This window comes from Streptomyces sp. NPDC053367 (assembly GCF_044545925.1).
Lineage (GTDB): Bacteria > Actinomycetota > Actinomycetes > Streptomycetales > Streptomycetaceae > Streptomyces.
In genome coordinates this window covers 1-15,113 of record NZ_JBITYN010000017.1, presented here as the reverse complement: position 1 = coordinate 15,113, position 15,113 = coordinate 1, and the positions used below count along the sequence as shown (strand labels likewise).

General features: G+C 71.4%; 14 protein-coding genes. 4 read left to right on the top strand and 10 right to left on the bottom strand.

Annotated elements, in window-relative coordinates; all coding sequences use genetic code 11:
- Positions 1–3: 3 nt before the first annotated feature.
- Positions 4–279, bottom strand: coding sequence for a hypothetical protein (locus ACIGXJ_RS35660; RefSeq protein ID WP_399654810.1), 276 nt, complete (start codon positions 277–279; stop codon positions 4–6).
- A gap of 7 nt (positions 280–286) precedes the next feature.
- Positions 287–763, bottom strand: coding sequence for a hypothetical protein (locus ACIGXJ_RS35655; protein WP_399654602.1), 477 nt, complete (start codon positions 761–763; stop codon positions 287–289).
- Between the two features lie 128 nt (positions 764–891).
- Here ACIGXJ_RS35655 and ACIGXJ_RS35650 point away from each other — a divergent pair, with 128 nt between their 5' ends.
- From ACIGXJ_RS35650 to ACIGXJ_RS35640, 3 genes are read left to right on the top strand one after another with little or no spacing between them, the layout of a single operon-like run.
- A complete protein-coding gene (locus ACIGXJ_RS35650) occupies positions 892–1,362 on the top strand; it encodes a helix-turn-helix transcriptional regulator (RefSeq protein ID WP_399654600.1) in 471 nt (156 codons plus the stop codon).
- Complete coding sequence (locus ACIGXJ_RS35645) at positions 1,359–2,423, top strand: NlpC/P60 family protein (protein ID WP_399654598.1); 1,065 nt, start codon at positions 1,359–1,361, stop codon at positions 2,421–2,423. Before ACIGXJ_RS35650 ends, ACIGXJ_RS35645 begins: the two co-directional genes overlap by 4 nt.
- A gap of 35 nt (positions 2,424–2,458) precedes the next feature.
- Positions 2,459–3,058: a hypothetical protein gene (locus ACIGXJ_RS35640; protein WP_399654597.1), complete on the top strand. Its 600-nt coding sequence runs from the start codon at positions 2,459–2,461 to the stop codon at positions 3,056–3,058.
- Between the two features lie 586 nt (positions 3,059–3,644).
- Here ACIGXJ_RS35640 and ACIGXJ_RS35635 read toward each other — a convergent pair.
- Genes ACIGXJ_RS35635 through ACIGXJ_RS35625 form a run of 3 tightly spaced genes read right to left on the bottom strand, consistent with a single transcriptional unit; the run spans position 3,645 to position 7,015 of the window.
- On the bottom strand, positions 3,645–4,799 hold the full coding sequence (locus ACIGXJ_RS35635; protein WP_399654594.1) for a hypothetical protein: 1,155 nt from the start codon (positions 4,797–4,799) through the stop codon (positions 3,645–3,647).
- Positions 4,800–4,814: 15 nt separating this feature from the next.
- On the bottom strand, positions 4,815–6,581 hold the full coding sequence (locus ACIGXJ_RS35630; protein WP_399654592.1) for a relaxase/mobilization nuclease domain-containing protein: 1,767 nt from the start codon (positions 6,579–6,581) through the stop codon (positions 4,815–4,817).
- Entirely contained in the window at positions 6,581–7,015 is a 435-nt protein-coding gene (locus tag ACIGXJ_RS35625; protein WP_399654590.1) for a MobC family plasmid mobilization relaxosome protein, read from the bottom strand. The genes ACIGXJ_RS35630 and ACIGXJ_RS35625 overlap by 1 nt, the downstream gene beginning before the upstream one ends.
- Before the next feature lie 239 nt (positions 7,016–7,254).
- On the opposite strand from ACIGXJ_RS35625, the gene ACIGXJ_RS35620 reads away from it, so the two are divergent.
- Positions 7,255–7,623, top strand: a complete 369-nt coding sequence (locus ACIGXJ_RS35620) for a hypothetical protein (RefSeq protein WP_399654587.1) — start codon at positions 7,255–7,257, stop codon at positions 7,621–7,623.
- Between the two features lie 73 nt (positions 7,624–7,696).
- On the opposite strand, the gene ACIGXJ_RS35615 is transcribed toward ACIGXJ_RS35620, so the two are convergent.
- From ACIGXJ_RS35615 to ACIGXJ_RS35595, 5 genes are all read right to left on the bottom strand, one after another.
- Positions 7,697–9,358, bottom strand: a complete 1,662-nt coding sequence (locus ACIGXJ_RS35615; RefSeq protein ID WP_399654583.1) for a hypothetical protein — start codon at positions 9,356–9,358, stop codon at positions 7,697–7,699.
- A 426-nt stretch (positions 9,359–9,784) separates the two neighbouring features.
- Entirely contained in the window at positions 9,785–12,319 is a 2,535-nt protein-coding gene (locus ACIGXJ_RS35610; RefSeq protein ID WP_399654581.1) for a DUF6248 family natural product biosynthesis protein, read from the bottom strand.
- Between the two features lie 208 nt (positions 12,320–12,527).
- Positions 12,528–13,127 (bottom strand): hypothetical protein, encoded by a 600-nt coding sequence (locus tag ACIGXJ_RS35605; RefSeq protein WP_399654577.1) that lies wholly within the window; start codon positions 13,125–13,127, stop codon positions 12,528–12,530.
- Positions 13,128–13,379: 252 nt separating this feature from the next.
- On the bottom strand, positions 13,380–13,985 hold the full coding sequence (locus ACIGXJ_RS35600) for a hypothetical protein (RefSeq protein ID WP_399654575.1): 606 nt from the start codon (positions 13,983–13,985) through the stop codon (positions 13,380–13,382).
- A gap of 97 nt (positions 13,986–14,082) precedes the next feature.
- Positions 14,083–14,646 (bottom strand): hypothetical protein, encoded by a 564-nt coding sequence (locus tag ACIGXJ_RS35595; protein ID WP_399654572.1) that lies wholly within the window; start codon positions 14,644–14,646, stop codon positions 14,083–14,085.
- Between the last annotated feature and the right edge of the window lie 467 nt (positions 14,647–15,113).

The following is a 15,113-nucleotide window of genomic DNA, read 5'->3' as shown; positions in this document are numbered from 1 at the left end:
CCCCTAGCCCGCGATGCCGTTGAGAATCGCGATCAGCGAAATGGACAACAAGATCGCCGCCGCGCCGCCGCCCATCCACTTGAACGGCTCCGATCCGCCGCCGCCGCGCTGCTTGTCCGACACCGCCAGCTTGTACACGCCGAACCCGGCGCCTCCAGCGCCCGCCAGCGCAATCACCCACAGGCCGTAGCCGAAAAGCTGGGCCACCGGACCCTCAAGTCCCGGAATCGGCGTGGGCTTCGCGCCGGGGATGAGACCGGCGAGGGTCACCATGGTCATCACGTCGTCACATTCCTTCCATCTGGCGCCGCAGGCCCTCGGCCGCGGCCCTCACGTCCTTGTGCTCCATGGCCTCATCGGCGCTCTCGACGGTGCGCAGCACCGGCAGATACGGCACCCGGGCCACACCGGCCAGGCGTGCCTCCAGGGCGCGTACTCGATAGCGGGCAGCAGGCACGGGACGAGCGGGAGCGTCGGAGATGAGCACCAGCGCCGGCCGCGGTAAGCCCTCGGTCCAGCCGCGCAGCATCTGCTCCACACACACCGCGCCGTACACCGTCGTCTCCGCCAGCAGCACCGGCAGCGCCCCGTAAGGGACCGCCTCGCCCGGCAGCAGCTGCCGCGCCGTCCCGGCCCCGTCGGGGTCGAGCATCTGCGCAACCGTCGCACCAGCAATGCCGTAACCGTGCACCGGGATGAGCGCGTACCGCAGCGCCACCGGAGAACCGCCGGGCGCCGAGGACGCCACCGTTTGGGTGATCAAGCCGCAACTCCCCCCTGTCGACCTGTGTTTGCCCGATCAAGATCTTGGGCTCATGTGCCTCATGAGGCTAGCGTGTTCCGCTGGCAACAGTGAGTAGCAATTTTCGTAGGGCGGAGGATAGTTCACAGGTGACGGCGTACGACGGTGCTCGCGCACGCACGCTGCGCCGTGCGGCGGGACTCGGGATCGAAAGCCTCGCGGTCGTCGCGGGTGTCAGCCCCAGCACCATTCGCACATCGGAATCCGGCCACCATCAGCCACGCGCCCGCGTCGCCGACGCCATCGCACGCGCCCTCGGAGTGACCCGCGCAGACCTCCTCCAGCCCTGCCCCGCGCGCACCCTGCGCGAGATACGCACTCTCCTCGGCCGCACCCAGACCGAGATAGCCGCCCTCGTCGGAGTCGTCCGCCAGCGGGTCTCCCAGGTCGAGCGCGGCGTCGTCATCAGCGTGCGCGCACCCGAACGATGGGCCGCCGCCTACGGCTTAACACCAGCTCAATGGGCCTGCGCGCTCCAGGCGTCCCAGAACCAGGCCCGCAAGAGCATCACGGCGCAAGTGCCGCGCCGGCGAAGAACACGTCCACGGGGGGACACGTGAAGGTCGTCATCCAGATCATCGCCACGATCGTGGCCTTACTCGTCGTGGCCATCACCGGCGTGATCGTCATGGTCCTGTCTGACGAGGACGCCGAGGCCACCGAGATATCCGACGGCGGCCGCGGCCTTCGCGGCGTCCCCGCCGAATTCCGGCCATGGATCTTCAAGGCCGTCAACGAGTGCCGGGAGCCCGAACTCACCCCCGCGCTCATGGCCGCCCAGCTCAACCAGGAGAGCGGATTCCGCACCGACCGCGACGCCGTCTCCGATGCGGGCGCCGAAGGCCCCGCTCAGTTCATGCCCGGCACCTGGGCCACCTGGGGACGCGACGCCGACGGCAACGGCGTCGCCGACCCCTACGACATCGGCGACGCCGTCACCGCCCAGGGCCGCATGATGTGCTCCCTGCTCAAGCAGGCCAAGACCGCCAACTACGGTTCCGACTACCAGGCCCTCGCCCTCGCCGGCTACAACGCCGGATGGGGAGCCGTCCAGCGCTTCCACGGAGTCCCGCCCAAGTCCTGGGCCCACGGCCAGACCTACGACTACGTCCACTCGATCCTCGCCGCCCTCCCACGCTTCCAGGGCTCCGGCATGGTCGAGATCTCCGGCTCCGGGGCAGGCGCCGACGCCACCCGACGAGCAGCCACCCGGATCGGCACCCCCTACGCCTGGGGCGGCGGCGGACCAGGCGGCCCCAGCACCGGCTTCTGCGACGGCACCAACGGCTACCTGAACGGCAGCTGCGCCGCCAGCACCACCGTCGGCTTCGACTGCTCCTCCCTGGTCCAGTACGCCTACTGGCCCGACCTGCACCTGCCGCGCACCGCCGCCGCCCAGTACGGCGCCACCTCCGACCGCGCCGTCTCCCGCCAGGACCTCCAAGTCGGCGACTTGCTGTTCTGGTCCAACAACGGCGGTTCCGGTTCCATCTACCACGTCGCCATCTACGCCGGAGACGGCAACGTCATCCACGCTCCCCGGACCGGAAAGACCGTCGAGGTCGTCTCACTCTCCTCCGCCATGCCCGACAGCGACTACTACGGCGCCACCCGTCCCTGAACCGTCTGTGAAAGAGAAGTGCCTTGAATCTGGTCATGACGCAGGAATACGCGGCCCTCGTCGTAGGGGTCGACATCGCCCTACTGGTCGTCGGGACCGTCCAGTTCCTTGGCCTCCTCAAAGCGGCGGTGGCAGACTTCACGAAGCTAGTGGCACGCGAGGAGGCGGCGCTGAGGGTGATCAGCGACCGACTGCAGGCCGGTGAAGAACCAACACGCGATGAGCTGCAGCTCGCGGCCGACCAGACCCGCCCACGCCAGGTCCTGCGTCCGATCGGCCTGATCGCCCTGGGCCTGGCCTGGGCACTGATGTCCACGGCTCTTCTCTTCGGCGTCGTGTTCACGGTCTTCTGGTCCGCCGACGAGGACGAGGGGCCTGCCTCGTTGCTGGCGACCTACACCGCCTTCGTCACGGCCATCAGCGCCACCCTTCTCGTCGTGGAGGCCCTCGTGCAGTCCATGCGCCTGCTCAATACGCCTTGGAGCGAGATAAGCCCGGAGAGGGCGGGCATGAGCCCCACCCTCTACAACGCAGCTGTGGCCACGGTGGAGGAGTATCGCCGCACCCACCGCAGGACCATCCCTGTCCAGGCCGACCCGGACTCCCCCACCACAGCTGATACCTCTGCTCAGTAGGCACGGCGAACCAGGGACGCCCCGCGCGCTCTCGAAGGTGACGCGCTCAACCTGACCCTTCCAAGAGTCGCCCCGATCTTGGGCCACCGATGCTTGATCGGACCAGCGACACAGGCCCTGATCACTGATCCTTCATCAGGAGATGGAGCAGTGTCACAACTGCGACACCCGTCACGAGGGCGGCGCCAAGTATGGGGTTCTCAAAGGCGACATACGTGGCCCCGCCCCCGATAAGCAGGAGCAACACCGTCCGCTGATCTATCTGACCGCCCACGGCCGATCCCCTCTCCTGGATGGACTTCGGGTTGAACAGCAGCCGCCGACCCTGACTCATCGCGTGCCGACCCCATGTGCGCCGGCCGGGTCACGAAGCGCAGGGTGGTCCGCCGCGATCCGAGAACCGTTCCAGGCGCCTTGTTGCGAGGAGTACAAGTACCAGTAACCCGGGGCTATCTGCTGGTCGTGGCAGTCGCCGATCCTTATAACGGAACCTATTCACGCCTCTACGAGAAGCCGACTCATGGCTACGAGCTCGACGATGCTCATCGAGCGGAGTCCCGACACGGCTGTGCCGCCGTCCGTCGGTCTACCGGGTCCGGCCACGCTGCGCGGCAGGCCCGGCTTGCCGGTGCGCGGCCACTCCTGGGATGACCGGTGCCGCGCTCCTCGCGGCCGCCTTAGCAGGTGCCACACTCGGTGACGTAGACCGGGCCGCCGTACTGTTCACTTCTCGGGTCGACTCGCCGGATCCCGCCGGCGCACCGAGCGGCTCGCGCAGCGCGGCGTTGGCTGCCTGGATCAGTCGCATCCCCATCTGCGACGGCGGGCCCAGCAGCCAGTCAGTGTCCTGCGACAACCGGGCCAGGTGCGCCGCGACCGGCTGGCCCTTGCTCTCCATGTCGGCCATCCGATAGGCGATCAACGGCCAGTGACGCGCCGACATGAGCAGTCCCGCCTCCCGCTCCCTGCCGGGCAACGCATCACGCACCATCGACGCGAACTTCTGGTTCTCCGAGGGCAGGATGGCCAGTTGCCGAAGGGCCTGTTCCCGGTCTCCCAGGTCGAGGTCCCTGGGGATGTCCAGACCGATGGTCAGCGGCCCGTACGACAGCTTCGCGTCCCGGCTCGTGGTGGGCACCTGCGCTGCCCCGAGCACCTTCGCGACCGCCTGATCGACGCCCACGCCTTCCTCGTGCGCGGACGCGAGGATCGCCCTCACGTCGACCCCGTGCTTGTCCAGCTTCGCCATCGTCGCCGCGATCTCCGGCCACTTCGGCGACGACAGGATCGCCTCACGCACCGGTCCCGCCGGCAGCGTCTCGCGCAGCGCCCTCGCCCACTCCTCCGTGCCCTCGCGGGCCACCTGCTGGGCATTCGCCGCGACCTGGTCCCGCACCGTCACAGCGATCTCACCGACACGCGGGAGCATCGCCTCCAGGTCCACCCCGGCGCTCCTGAGCGCCATCAACTGCTGCGCGAGGCCCGGCCAGTCCGCGCTCTCCAGCATGGCCGTGCCGATGTCCTCCGGCAGGAGTCTCTTCACCTCTGCCGAGGCCTGCGCCGTCGACTTTTCCGCGTCGGGGAGGTCGCCCTCCTTTCCGGCCCTCTTCTGCTGCTGACGGCGCACCGCGTCCGCGATGGCCAGCACTAAGCGGATCGCCATCACGGACGTCTGCACCGCCTCGGCGGCCGCCTGCGCGAACGCCTCCCCGGCCTGTCCCTCTGGGGTTGGTGTTGCCATGCTCGCTCCCCTCGATTACCGGGCCCGTCGCGGACCCCGATGCTGCTCGTCACCCGGTGGCCGCCGTGTCGCTCCAGGGGTCTCCGGCTTACGCGTCGTACCCAAACGGTCGGTGCCGCCCGGCGCCGTCGACAACGAGCCTCCGCCGTTGGCGGCCGCCGTCGCACCGCGCTCACGCTGCCACCCGTCCAGCCGCCATGTAAGCACTTCGGCGACCGAGTCCGCTGAGCCCAACTCCCTGCGGGCGGCGACCGCGGCGAGGACGTCGACCGGGTCCTCCCCCGCCTTCTCGACCGCTGCCAGCCGTGTGCGCAGCGCGGGCCACGCCGGGTCCGCAAGCACCTCACGCGCATGCACCGGAAGCGCCTCCTGGACCACACCGGCCATCGGCCTCTCGCCTGACGCCGCCGGTTTCCGGCGGACCCCCGCGGAGCGGGCGGCGTTGCGCTTCGGACGGGGCCTGTACGCGCGTGCCGCGCTCGCGCCGGCGGTCACCTCGACCGCCTCACGCAGGAGTCGGCCAGCCTTCCCGGAGGCCTCCGCCTGCGCACGGTGCTCCTGCGCCTGATGCCAGCGACGGGAGGCCTCGATCGCGGTCACCAGGGCGAGCAGGAACCCCAGTCCGCTCACCGTGTCACTGCGTCCTGCCGCGGCCGCCGACCGGGACAGCAGGTACGCCGACTCCCGGTAGAGCCTGCGCGACTGACCTTCGAGCGCCCGGTCACCCGGGACACGCGATGCACGCTCGAACTCGAAGGCCACGTCCTTCAGCCGGTCGCGCACCATGCGCGGCGCAATGACCGCAGCGATGACGATGAGATCGCCGAGTGCGGCGACGTCTCCCGCGCCCTGGTGCAGCCCTCCCGCGCCGAGCTGTTCAGCCGCCGCCCGCACCCGGAGCTCCGCCTCACGCCACATCTCCGCCGGCGCAACCGCAGGTACACGCACCGGGTTCTGCCAGCGCTCCCGCACGCGTGGCAGAGACAGATCGGAGGCGAGCCGGGCACCCGAAAACCACACCGCATGCTGCCCGCCGTCACGGTCACCAGGCATCGCGACGGAGTAGCCGGTGACGTTTCCGTCCGGCGCCACGCGCTGCTTTACTCGGACCCCAGACGCGGTGAGCCGAGCGAAGAAGTCGGAATCGCTGACCGCGGCGGCTGCGGCTTCACGTACCGTGCGCTGGAGTGTCTCGCGGACCGGCTCCGAAAGCCCTCGACGGGCCGCCTTCTCCTGCTCCCCGGTCTTCGGCCATATCCGTGCGGTCTTGTCGCCGTGTTTCAGACGCCGCAGTCCGAACTCGACCTCGAAGTTCCTCGCGACCGCGTGCATCTGCACGATGTCCTGCCGCAGCCGCGGCAGCCGTCCGTCCTGCCGGGCCTGCGTCGCGACAATGTGGATGTGGTCATCGGCGTGTCGGATCGCGACCCATCGGCAGGCTTGGTCGTCACCGTGTGGGGCGATGCCGGAGGCATGCATCATCTCGCGTGCGACGCGCGCCCATTCCTCATCCGTCAGGAGCCGATCCTCGGGCGGGTTGCGCACCGCCACGTGGTACACGTGCCTGGCCGGTCGCTTGCAGAGCAGGGCGTGCACCGGAGCGTCCAGGATGAGCGCCAGGTCGGCGATCGTCATGTTGAGCGAGCGTGCTGGGTCCTCGACGTACGGGTCGTCCCACGAAGCCACCATGTGCGGGTCCGTGTGCTCGTCCCTCTTGCCCGGCCCGTACAGGTAGTCCAGCAGTCCCCAGGTGTCGGTGCCGTCTCGTGCCTTCTTCGGCATCACGGCCGCGGACGCCGTTCACGCATCACCTGAAGCGTCGCCTCGTCCAGGCGCTGAACGGTCTTGCGGATGGCTTCCAATGTGGCCGCGAGCTGTGCATCGGGGATCGTGCCGTCGGCGTTCAAGGCCCTCGTCATCTGGTTGACGTTGTTGCCGATACGCGAGGCCTGGTTGCGGGCCTGGATCAGCTCCGCGAGGACGTCGCGGGAGTCGGTAGAGACGGGGACGACTTTCTCGGCGGCCACATTCAAGGCGGCGGCGCCGACCCATGAGGCAAGGGCCTGGTTGTCGCGTGCGGCGGCCTCGGTCACGATGGCCAGCTCAGTGTTGTTGTAGGAGATCTTGATGCGGTTGTCGCGAGCTCCAGCGGCCTCGCGTTCGCGGCGACGCTTCGGCACGCGGCGCCGGCCATCCGCTGCCGGTGGCTCGGTCACAGCAATCCCCCTCCAAACCCCGGTCCGTGCTCGGACCAAAGATCACCGGCCGCCCACAGTAGTGGGCCGAAAGCCGGAGATCATGCTTACTGGGCCCAGTAAGCACTAACTCGCTTCCGGTGGTTACTGCTCCCTCAGAAGGCCTGAGCTGCTCGTGACGTGAGGTCAAAACCGCTGCCGCCTGCGGCACTAGGCCGGATATCAGGCGGCTGCGTTAATGCCGAAGCTACGATCACTGCATGCCAAGCGCGGATGAGATCTTGCAGAAGATGAGGGCACTTCAGGAACGCCGGGAAGCGGCGGCGGGCCCGCTCGTGGAGATCCTGGCCAAGCGGAGCATGCTGCTGGAGCAGCTCGCCGCACTCGACGAGCCGTACGGCAAGGCGTACGTCGATGCTGAAGCGGCGGGCTGGACAGCGGTCGAGCTGGCGGATCTGGGCGCGGACGAGCCGGTGAAGCGGCCGCGGAAGCGATCCCGTTCGGCAGGAAAGCGGATCGGTGGACAGGCGTCTGAGGCGGCCGACGCGGGCGGCTCGCCGGCGGGCGGCATCCCAGCACAGGACAGCTCCTCCACGGCCGCCGATGTGTCGTCCGCCGCCTCCGTGTGACAGGACCGGGACCGGACACAGAGAAGGGGCTCCGCTTTGCGGGGCCCCTTCGTCGTAGTGGTGCGTGCGCCGGTCAAGCGACAGGTGACCGGACAATGTAGTGCGTCGGGACGCGCGGGGCGAACAGCCTCCGCAGAAGCGCCTGTCCGCCTCTCTCGACCGCCGCAGGGCGGTAAAGCTCCTCGACGTACGCTCGGACCTTGGTCTCCCACTGCCGATCTCCGAGGATGCGGCCGAACAGCGCTGCCGACACCATCGGGCAGACGACATCGGCGGCCTGCTGGGCCTGGGTTCGCACCCCGCGGCCGCGGCCGACATGGCGCCACGGGTAGTCCGCCGGGAAGCCGACCAGACGACCGATGTCCTCCTGCGTGATGCGCTCGCCGGTCTCGGCGCAAGTCCAGCCGTAGGCGGTCGCCGTCACACACGTCGACGGGAGGTCGGCGCTGCGGGAGCTGCCGCCCTTTGCGCGGCCGGTGACCGGGTCGACGGGGCGGTTGCCGCGCGTCAGGTAGGTGCGGCCGGTAGGCCAGCCGACGACCGCGGCGAACGTCGTCACGGGGAACGGCCGGGTGGGCGTGAGGTCGACGAACGGGTGCTCACCGCGGTAGGCGGCCATGAGGCGGCGCTTGCGGTGGGAGGCAGAGCCGTAGTCGACCGCGTCCAGGGTGAACGCTTCGGTGGTGTGCCATCCGGCCTCGCTCAGCCGGGTCATGAGTGCGGCCTCGATCCGGGCGGGCAAGGCGCTCGACTGCTCGACAGCGACCCATTCCACGTTGCCGCCGCGGGCGAGCATCGCCAGGGGCCAGATCACGACCTCCGCCATCAGCCCGGCGCGCGCGTCCTCAAGCTGCTCCAGCGGTTCGCGGATCTCGTCCCAGGTCATCTTGAGGCGGGGTGCGTAGCCGTCCTCGCAGCCGGGTGCCACGTCGCCGCCCTCGGGGGTGATGACCGGGCAGAAACCGGCGGCTGCGGCGGCCTCCAGAACTGTGTGCTCGATCAGCTCGATTGCGCCCGCGTAGTGGCCCTTGCGCAGGCCCGACGGGTTGTACGCCTGGCACGGCGGGGTGAGCGCGATACCGGTGACGTGCTGCAGGCACGGGTGCTCGGGGTCCAGGTCGGTTACGTCGGCGTGGATGACGCGGTACCCGGCGGCCGTCGACGTCGCGACGGCACCCCGGTCCAGGTCGACGCCGACCACGTCGACGTTGGCCTGCAGGATGCGCAGGATGCCGTGCGTGAGGCCGCCCGGTCCGGTGAACAGGACCACGATTCGGGGGCGGATCACGCGATCCTGGTCGTCCTTCGCCGGCGGGAACAGCCACTCCATCGGCCAGGGCGCGGCATACCACTGCAGCAGCTTGTAGGTCTCTCGGTCCAGGCCCGCGAGCCGGTCGGCGGCGGTTGCCTCGGACTCCAGCCTGTCCAGCGTGATGGCGGCACGCTCGCCCTTGGCTGCGCTGCCGCACTCGGCGGCCTCCTCCATGTCGCCGTCTGCGATCGCGTACGCGCACTGGATGACGCGGAGCATGGCGTCCAGTGCCCACCCTTCGGCGTCCTCGCCGAGGTTCGTCTGGGCAAGGTCGGCGAGCAGATCGGCCGTGCGACGGCACTCGATCAGGTCCGGGTGTCCTGCTGCGCGGCACAGGACCGCCGCGTCCTCCTCCTGGTCCTCCGCCACGTCGGCGAGCCATTCGGGCAGTGCCGCCCGCTGCGCTGCTTCGGTCTCGATCATGTGCCCGTGGTCCTTGTCGTTGAGGCTTCTCGGTGGTGCCGGTCCGGGATTCCCGCCCCGTTCCGACACTGCTAATTCAATCAAGTTTTAGGGGGTGCGTCAAGGCGTTTGCGCAGGTCACATGACGTTTCCGCCCCGGCGTCGGGACGCCGTACGACCGCCCCGGTCGGGGGGCTCCCTCCTCGGTCGGGCAGGCGTCAGCCGACCGCGGGCCGTGTCGGGGTGCCGGGCTCGCCGGAGGCGACCGCCGCAGGCGGCTTGGCCTGGCGGCCCGGCGCGGGCTGTGGTCCCCTTCGGGTGCCCGTCCGGGGAGGGAGTCCCCCGGCCGCCCCCCCCCTGCACCACCCGCTCACCGCGAGGTCGGCACGCGTCCCCCCGCCCCCTCCGAGAGAGGGCCGGGGGGTGTGGGGGGCAGCGCCCCCCGCGTCACCACAAGGCGGCTTGCACGGCGCTCTCCTCGGGTGCCCGTACCGGCGTCGCGGCCGGTGCCGGGGCGAGCGCGGGCGCCGTCGGCGGGGCGGCCGGAGCGGGCTTTGCCTTCGCCGCCGGACGGGCCGGAGCGGGGCCGTCCTTGGGGCACGCGCACCGGCACCACCACACGCACGGCTCGCCGCCGGGCCGGGGGATGAGCCGGGCGACGTTGCGGCCCCGATGGTCGGTCACCCAGTCCTGGTTGCGGTCGACGTCCGGGCCGCCCTTCTGGCGGTGGACGCAGATGTCGCACCGCCCGGAGAGGCAGTTCCAGCAGGTGCCCCGCTCGCACATGCTCCAGCGTGCGAAGCCGTGCGGGTACTTGCGCTCGATCTGCTGGAGGTGCTCGGGCCACACGTGCTCGCGCACCCACGCACCCGCCTCCTCCGGCATCGGCGAGGCGTTGGGGACCGGATCGATGATGCCCATGATCAGGGCGCCCTGGAAGTTGAGCGCGGCCGTGTCCCGTACCCGCTCGCGCTCCTCGGCGGTGAGGACCCGCTGGGGGCGCCGGATGACGGTGTGGAGGTCGTGCGCGGGACGCTGTTTGCGTGCGGCGCGCGGGGCGAACAGGCGCCGCAGCAGGGGCTGCTCGGCGCGCACGGCGGCGGCCGTCGGCGGGGCCGTCTCGGTGGACGTGGGGAGGGCGGCGGGCTCCGCCGGGGCCGCGTCGTCGGCGGGCCGCTGCTCGCCCTTGAAGTAGCGCCCCTCGGACAACAGCGGGTAGCCGTTGCTGCGCTTGGGGAGCGGGGTGAGCTTGGCGTCCTTCGCGGCTGCCTCGGCGACGCCCTGGCGCTTCGCACGCCACAGCAGGCGGACCACCCGGCGTGCCGTCGGCGACTTCACCAGACGGCGGCCGGAGCTGTCCAGGTGCACGTCCAGCAGCCCGGCCGCCCACAGTCCGGTCACCCGCGCGCGGGCCACGCGCTTGTTGACGTCCCAGCGGTCCGGAACGCAGTCCAGGGCCCAGAACCCGTCGTCGTACTCGCGCAGTTCGGCGTGCTCGGCCCGGTGCAGCACGGTGCGCTGCGCGTCCGACAGCGGCCAGCGCTCCACCTCGGCGATCTCCTGCTCGGTGAGCAGGTCGTCGGCCGGGCGGTGGGCCTCGTCGTAGTGCGCGTAGGCGGCGATCCGGGCGTCGCCCTTGTCGTCCCACTTGCCGGGCAGCGGGGCGCTGACGCCGGGCACGCACCGGCCGCACTCCAGCCCCCACCAGTCCCGGTAGCGGGTGGACATCAGCGACACCAGCCGCACCCCGGGAGGCCAGGGAAGCTCGTCCGCAGCCGGTGCCGGGGCGGGCTCCGCGGCCGCCGCCGGCGCGTCCTCGGTCCGGGGTTCGGCGGCCGGGCGGGGTGTCTCGGTGCCGGGCCGGAGTCCGCTGCCGGGGCAGTCCTCGACCGCGGCGCGGGTGGCCTTGTGGGGGGTGAGGACACCGGCCACGGTGACCTTGTGCAGTCCGCAGCAGGGGCACCGGGCGGTGTCCTCGACGGCGGGAGCGGGGGTCGGGACGCCGGGGCAGTAGCCGCCCTCGTCCTCCCACTGCTCGGCGGCCTCGCGCTCGGCGCGCACCTCCTGCTCGGCGAGCGTCACCGGCCGCCGGTACAGGCGCACCGCGCCGTACTCCAGGGCGGGCAGACGGCGGGCGGCGGCCTTCTTGTCGTCCATGCGCTTGTACCGCTTCGCGACGCGGGCGTACCGGGCCTCGTACGCCGCCGTGTCACTGTCGTACAGGCCCGCCGGATACAGCCGCGCAAACTCCAGGGCGACCTGCCCCATCGGGGTGGGCTTGAGCACCTGGGCGCCGTCGGCGGCGGCGACCGCCGTGAGGAACCCGGCGGCCCGCAGGTCCTGCGTCCGCTCCCGGTGGACCCGGCGGCCGCCGCTCCACACGCCGTGCGCAGCGGCCTGCCGGGCCTGTCCGTCACGCCAGTACAGGCGGCCGGTCTCCGCGGCCTCCATCACCCGGACGTGCCCGGCGCTCCAGCCGAGTGCAGGCACGGCGCTCTCGGCGAAGTAGGCGTTCATCCGGGCCAGGTGGCGGTTGTCGCTGTCCATGCCGGTGGCGGCCCGCTCGGCGGCCTCCTGCTCGGCCTCCCGGCGGCGCAGCTCGCTCTCCAGCTCCGCGTGCTCCTGGGCGGTGAGCCTGCGCTCCAGCTCGGTCCGCAGGGCGGCGGCCGTCACCTCGACCCCGGCCGCCTCCTGGGCGCGCACTGCGTAGTCGACGGCGCCGCGGGCGCAGTGGCGCAGCGCGCTGTCCGGCATCTCCGGGTCGGCCGCCCACTGCTCCGCCCGGGCGGCGTGCCCTTCGGCCTCGACGGCCTCCCGGTGCACCGCGTGCATGACCTCTTCCAGGCGCGCTTCGTTGCGGGAACTGCTGCGGCACACGGCGCTCAGCGCGTGGTCGTCAGCGGCGGCGGCGAGGGCGGCGGCCTCGCGGGCGACCCGGAGGCAGGTCTGCGGGGTCGGCTCCCCCGGCTCGGTCTCGGTCATGGACCTTCCTTGATCGTTGAGGGTTCTCGGTGGCGCCGGTCCGGGATTCCCGCCCCGTTCCAACACTGCTAATTCAATCAAGTTCCGAGGTGCAGGTCAAGGCTAAATCGCAGATCAGGGCCGGTTTCCTGACCTTCTCACGGATGCGCCAGCGGCCAGCGTCCGCCCGGTCGGGGGCGGGGCTGGCCGGGCGCGCTCCGGTCGCCGGTCAGCCCTGCTTGCGGGCCTCGGTGACGATGCTCTTCCAGGTGCTCAGGCCTCCGCCGTGACGCTCGGCGAGGGCGGCGGCCATCTCCCCCGCCTTCCGGCCGGGCTCGGCGGCCAGGGCCTCGACGGCCAGGGCGATGCGGGGGTCCGGCCCCTTCGCCGGCGGGCGGCCGGCCGTCCCGGCCCGCGGGCGGGAGTCGGCGTACTCCCACAGTTGGCGCCGGGTGCGGTACTCGCGCACCCGGCCGCTCTCCAGCTCCGTGGTGCGCACAGGGGCGGGCCACCCGGGCGGCGGGTTGTCGCGGTAGTGGCTGATCGCGCTGACGTCGATCCCGAGCACCCTGGCCTGACCGGCCGGGGGCAGCTCCTCGTCGGGACTGCCGCTGTAGTCGACGCCGTTGCGCTGGCGCTGGTAGGCAGTGAACCACCGCTCCCACTCCTCCAAGTCCCAGTACAGGGCGCGGTCGATCCGGCGGGCGGGCGGGTGCCCGTTGTCCTCGCGGTCCGCCCAAAGGGCGCGCAGGGTGGCGTCCCCCTTGTACCCGGCACGCTCGGACAGCTCGGCCCGTGTGGCGTACAGCCGTCCGTCGATGGTCTTCATCAGTCCTGCTCCTCGGTGTGTGCGGAACGCGTCTACCATGTTGGCGTGCTCGGTTGACGGCCTGTTGAGGGCCTTCGGTGGCCGGGCCTTGCGGCCGACGGGATTCCCACGCTTTTGCGCCCCGTCGGCCGCCTTGCGTCTGCGGCCGGCGCCCGCCGGCTCGTTGGTCGTGAGGCTGCCTTCCCACGACCAGTGGCCAGCCGGGCCCGGGGTGATCCGGGCCCGGCTGGCTGGGCGAGCGGCGGGGCGGAGCTACTGGCCGTAGGCGGCGATCAGCTCGCGGACCTTGGCGTCACCGAGGCACCCGGCGGGCGCCCCGAACTCGGCGGACGCCGGGTGCCGGTAGGTGCTGGGCGGTTCGCCGTTGCGGCCGCGCTGGTGCGACCAGTAGCGCGGGCCCTGCCAGCCGCACAGCTCGCATTCCTGCCACCACGGGTTGTCGCTGCCGGGGAAGCCGGTGTACGGCTTCCAGCGGTGCAGCGCCAGCGCGGTCATGACCTGCTGTGCGGTCTCGACGTTGCGGGGGGTCTGCGGCATCCGCGGGTGCAGCAGCGGCACGTCACCGTCCGGCACCGGCACGGCGGCCGTCACGTCCGCGAGGGACATAGCCGTGATACGACCGGCCGCGTACTCGGCGGCCACGTGCGCGGCCGCCGCCTGCGCGGCCGCCTGGGGGACGCCGCGGCGGCCCTTCTCCGGGCGGCCGAGGTTGTGTTCGCCCTCGCTGGTGAGGGCGAGCCAGTCGCGGTGCCAGCGGAACACCGCGCCGATCACGGTGTTCTCGCCGATCAGGACGGGGTAACGGCGTTCCCAGTCCGGGGTGCCGAGTCGGAACGCCAGGGTCGTGGTCGTGGTCATGCTCGTGCCTTTCGTTGAGGTTGATCGGTGTCGGGCGGCCGGGCCGGTGGCGCGGGCGGGGATTCCCGCCCCCGCCCGCGTCACCGGGGGCCGCGGGTCAGCGGCAGGTCGGGGTGCCGTGGACCATGCACCTGTGCCGCAGGTGGGTCATGGCCTCCAGGTGCTCCTCGCGCATGCGGGGCGTCCACGGCGTCAGCGGGGAGATCGGGAAGTAGGTGCACTCCTCGGGGTGCACCTGGGCGGCAAAGGCCTGCGCATAGTCGCCGTACAGCTCGCCGTCGCTGCCGCCGTCCGTGATGCGGACCGCGACCCACCCGCAGCCGCCGTACCCCAGGTGCGTGTCGATGACCTCGCCCATCCGGACGGCGGCGTTGAACACGGCGTACTCGAGCCGGGCGATGGCGGCGGCGTGCGCGTGGCTGACGGCGCTGACGGTCAGCAGGCTCAGCGACTCCGATCCGGCGTCCAGGACGGAGCCCGACAGCTCGTCCCACTGCGCCTCGCGCTCGACCGGGTGGTCGGCCTGGCGCTCGACGTGCACCACGCGCCGCTCGGGGAGCCGGTCCTCGCGCATGTACTCAGCCCAGTTGGTGAACGCGTCCTGGTCGTCCGCGATAACGAGGTACTGCCCGCGCCGCTTGACGAGATCCACAGTGATCATGGGTCTTCCGTTCGGTTGAGGTGATTCGGTGCCGGGCCCGGGGGCCCTGGTGTCGGCCGGGGATTCCCGCCCCCTTTCGACACTGCTAATTCAATCAAGTTTTGGGGGGCAGGTCAAGCCGAAATCGCAGCTCAGGCCGCATTTTTCCGGGTTCCCTCTGGCGTCCGCACGCCACATACCGTCCCGGTCGGGGTGCTCCCTCCGCGGTTGGGCAGGCGTCAGCCGACCGCGGGCCGTGCCGGGGTGCCGGGCTCGCGCTTGCGCGACCGCCGCAGGCGGCTTGGCCTGGCGGCCCGGTGCGGGCTGTGGTCCCCTCGGGTGCCCGGCCGTGGAGGGAGCACCCCCGGCCGGCCCCCCCCCCCCCCCCCCCCCCACCCAAAAAAAAAAACCCCCCCCCCCCCCCCCCCCCCCCCACAAAAAAAACCCCCCCCGCACAAACCCCAACCCCACCCCCACCCCCCCCCCCC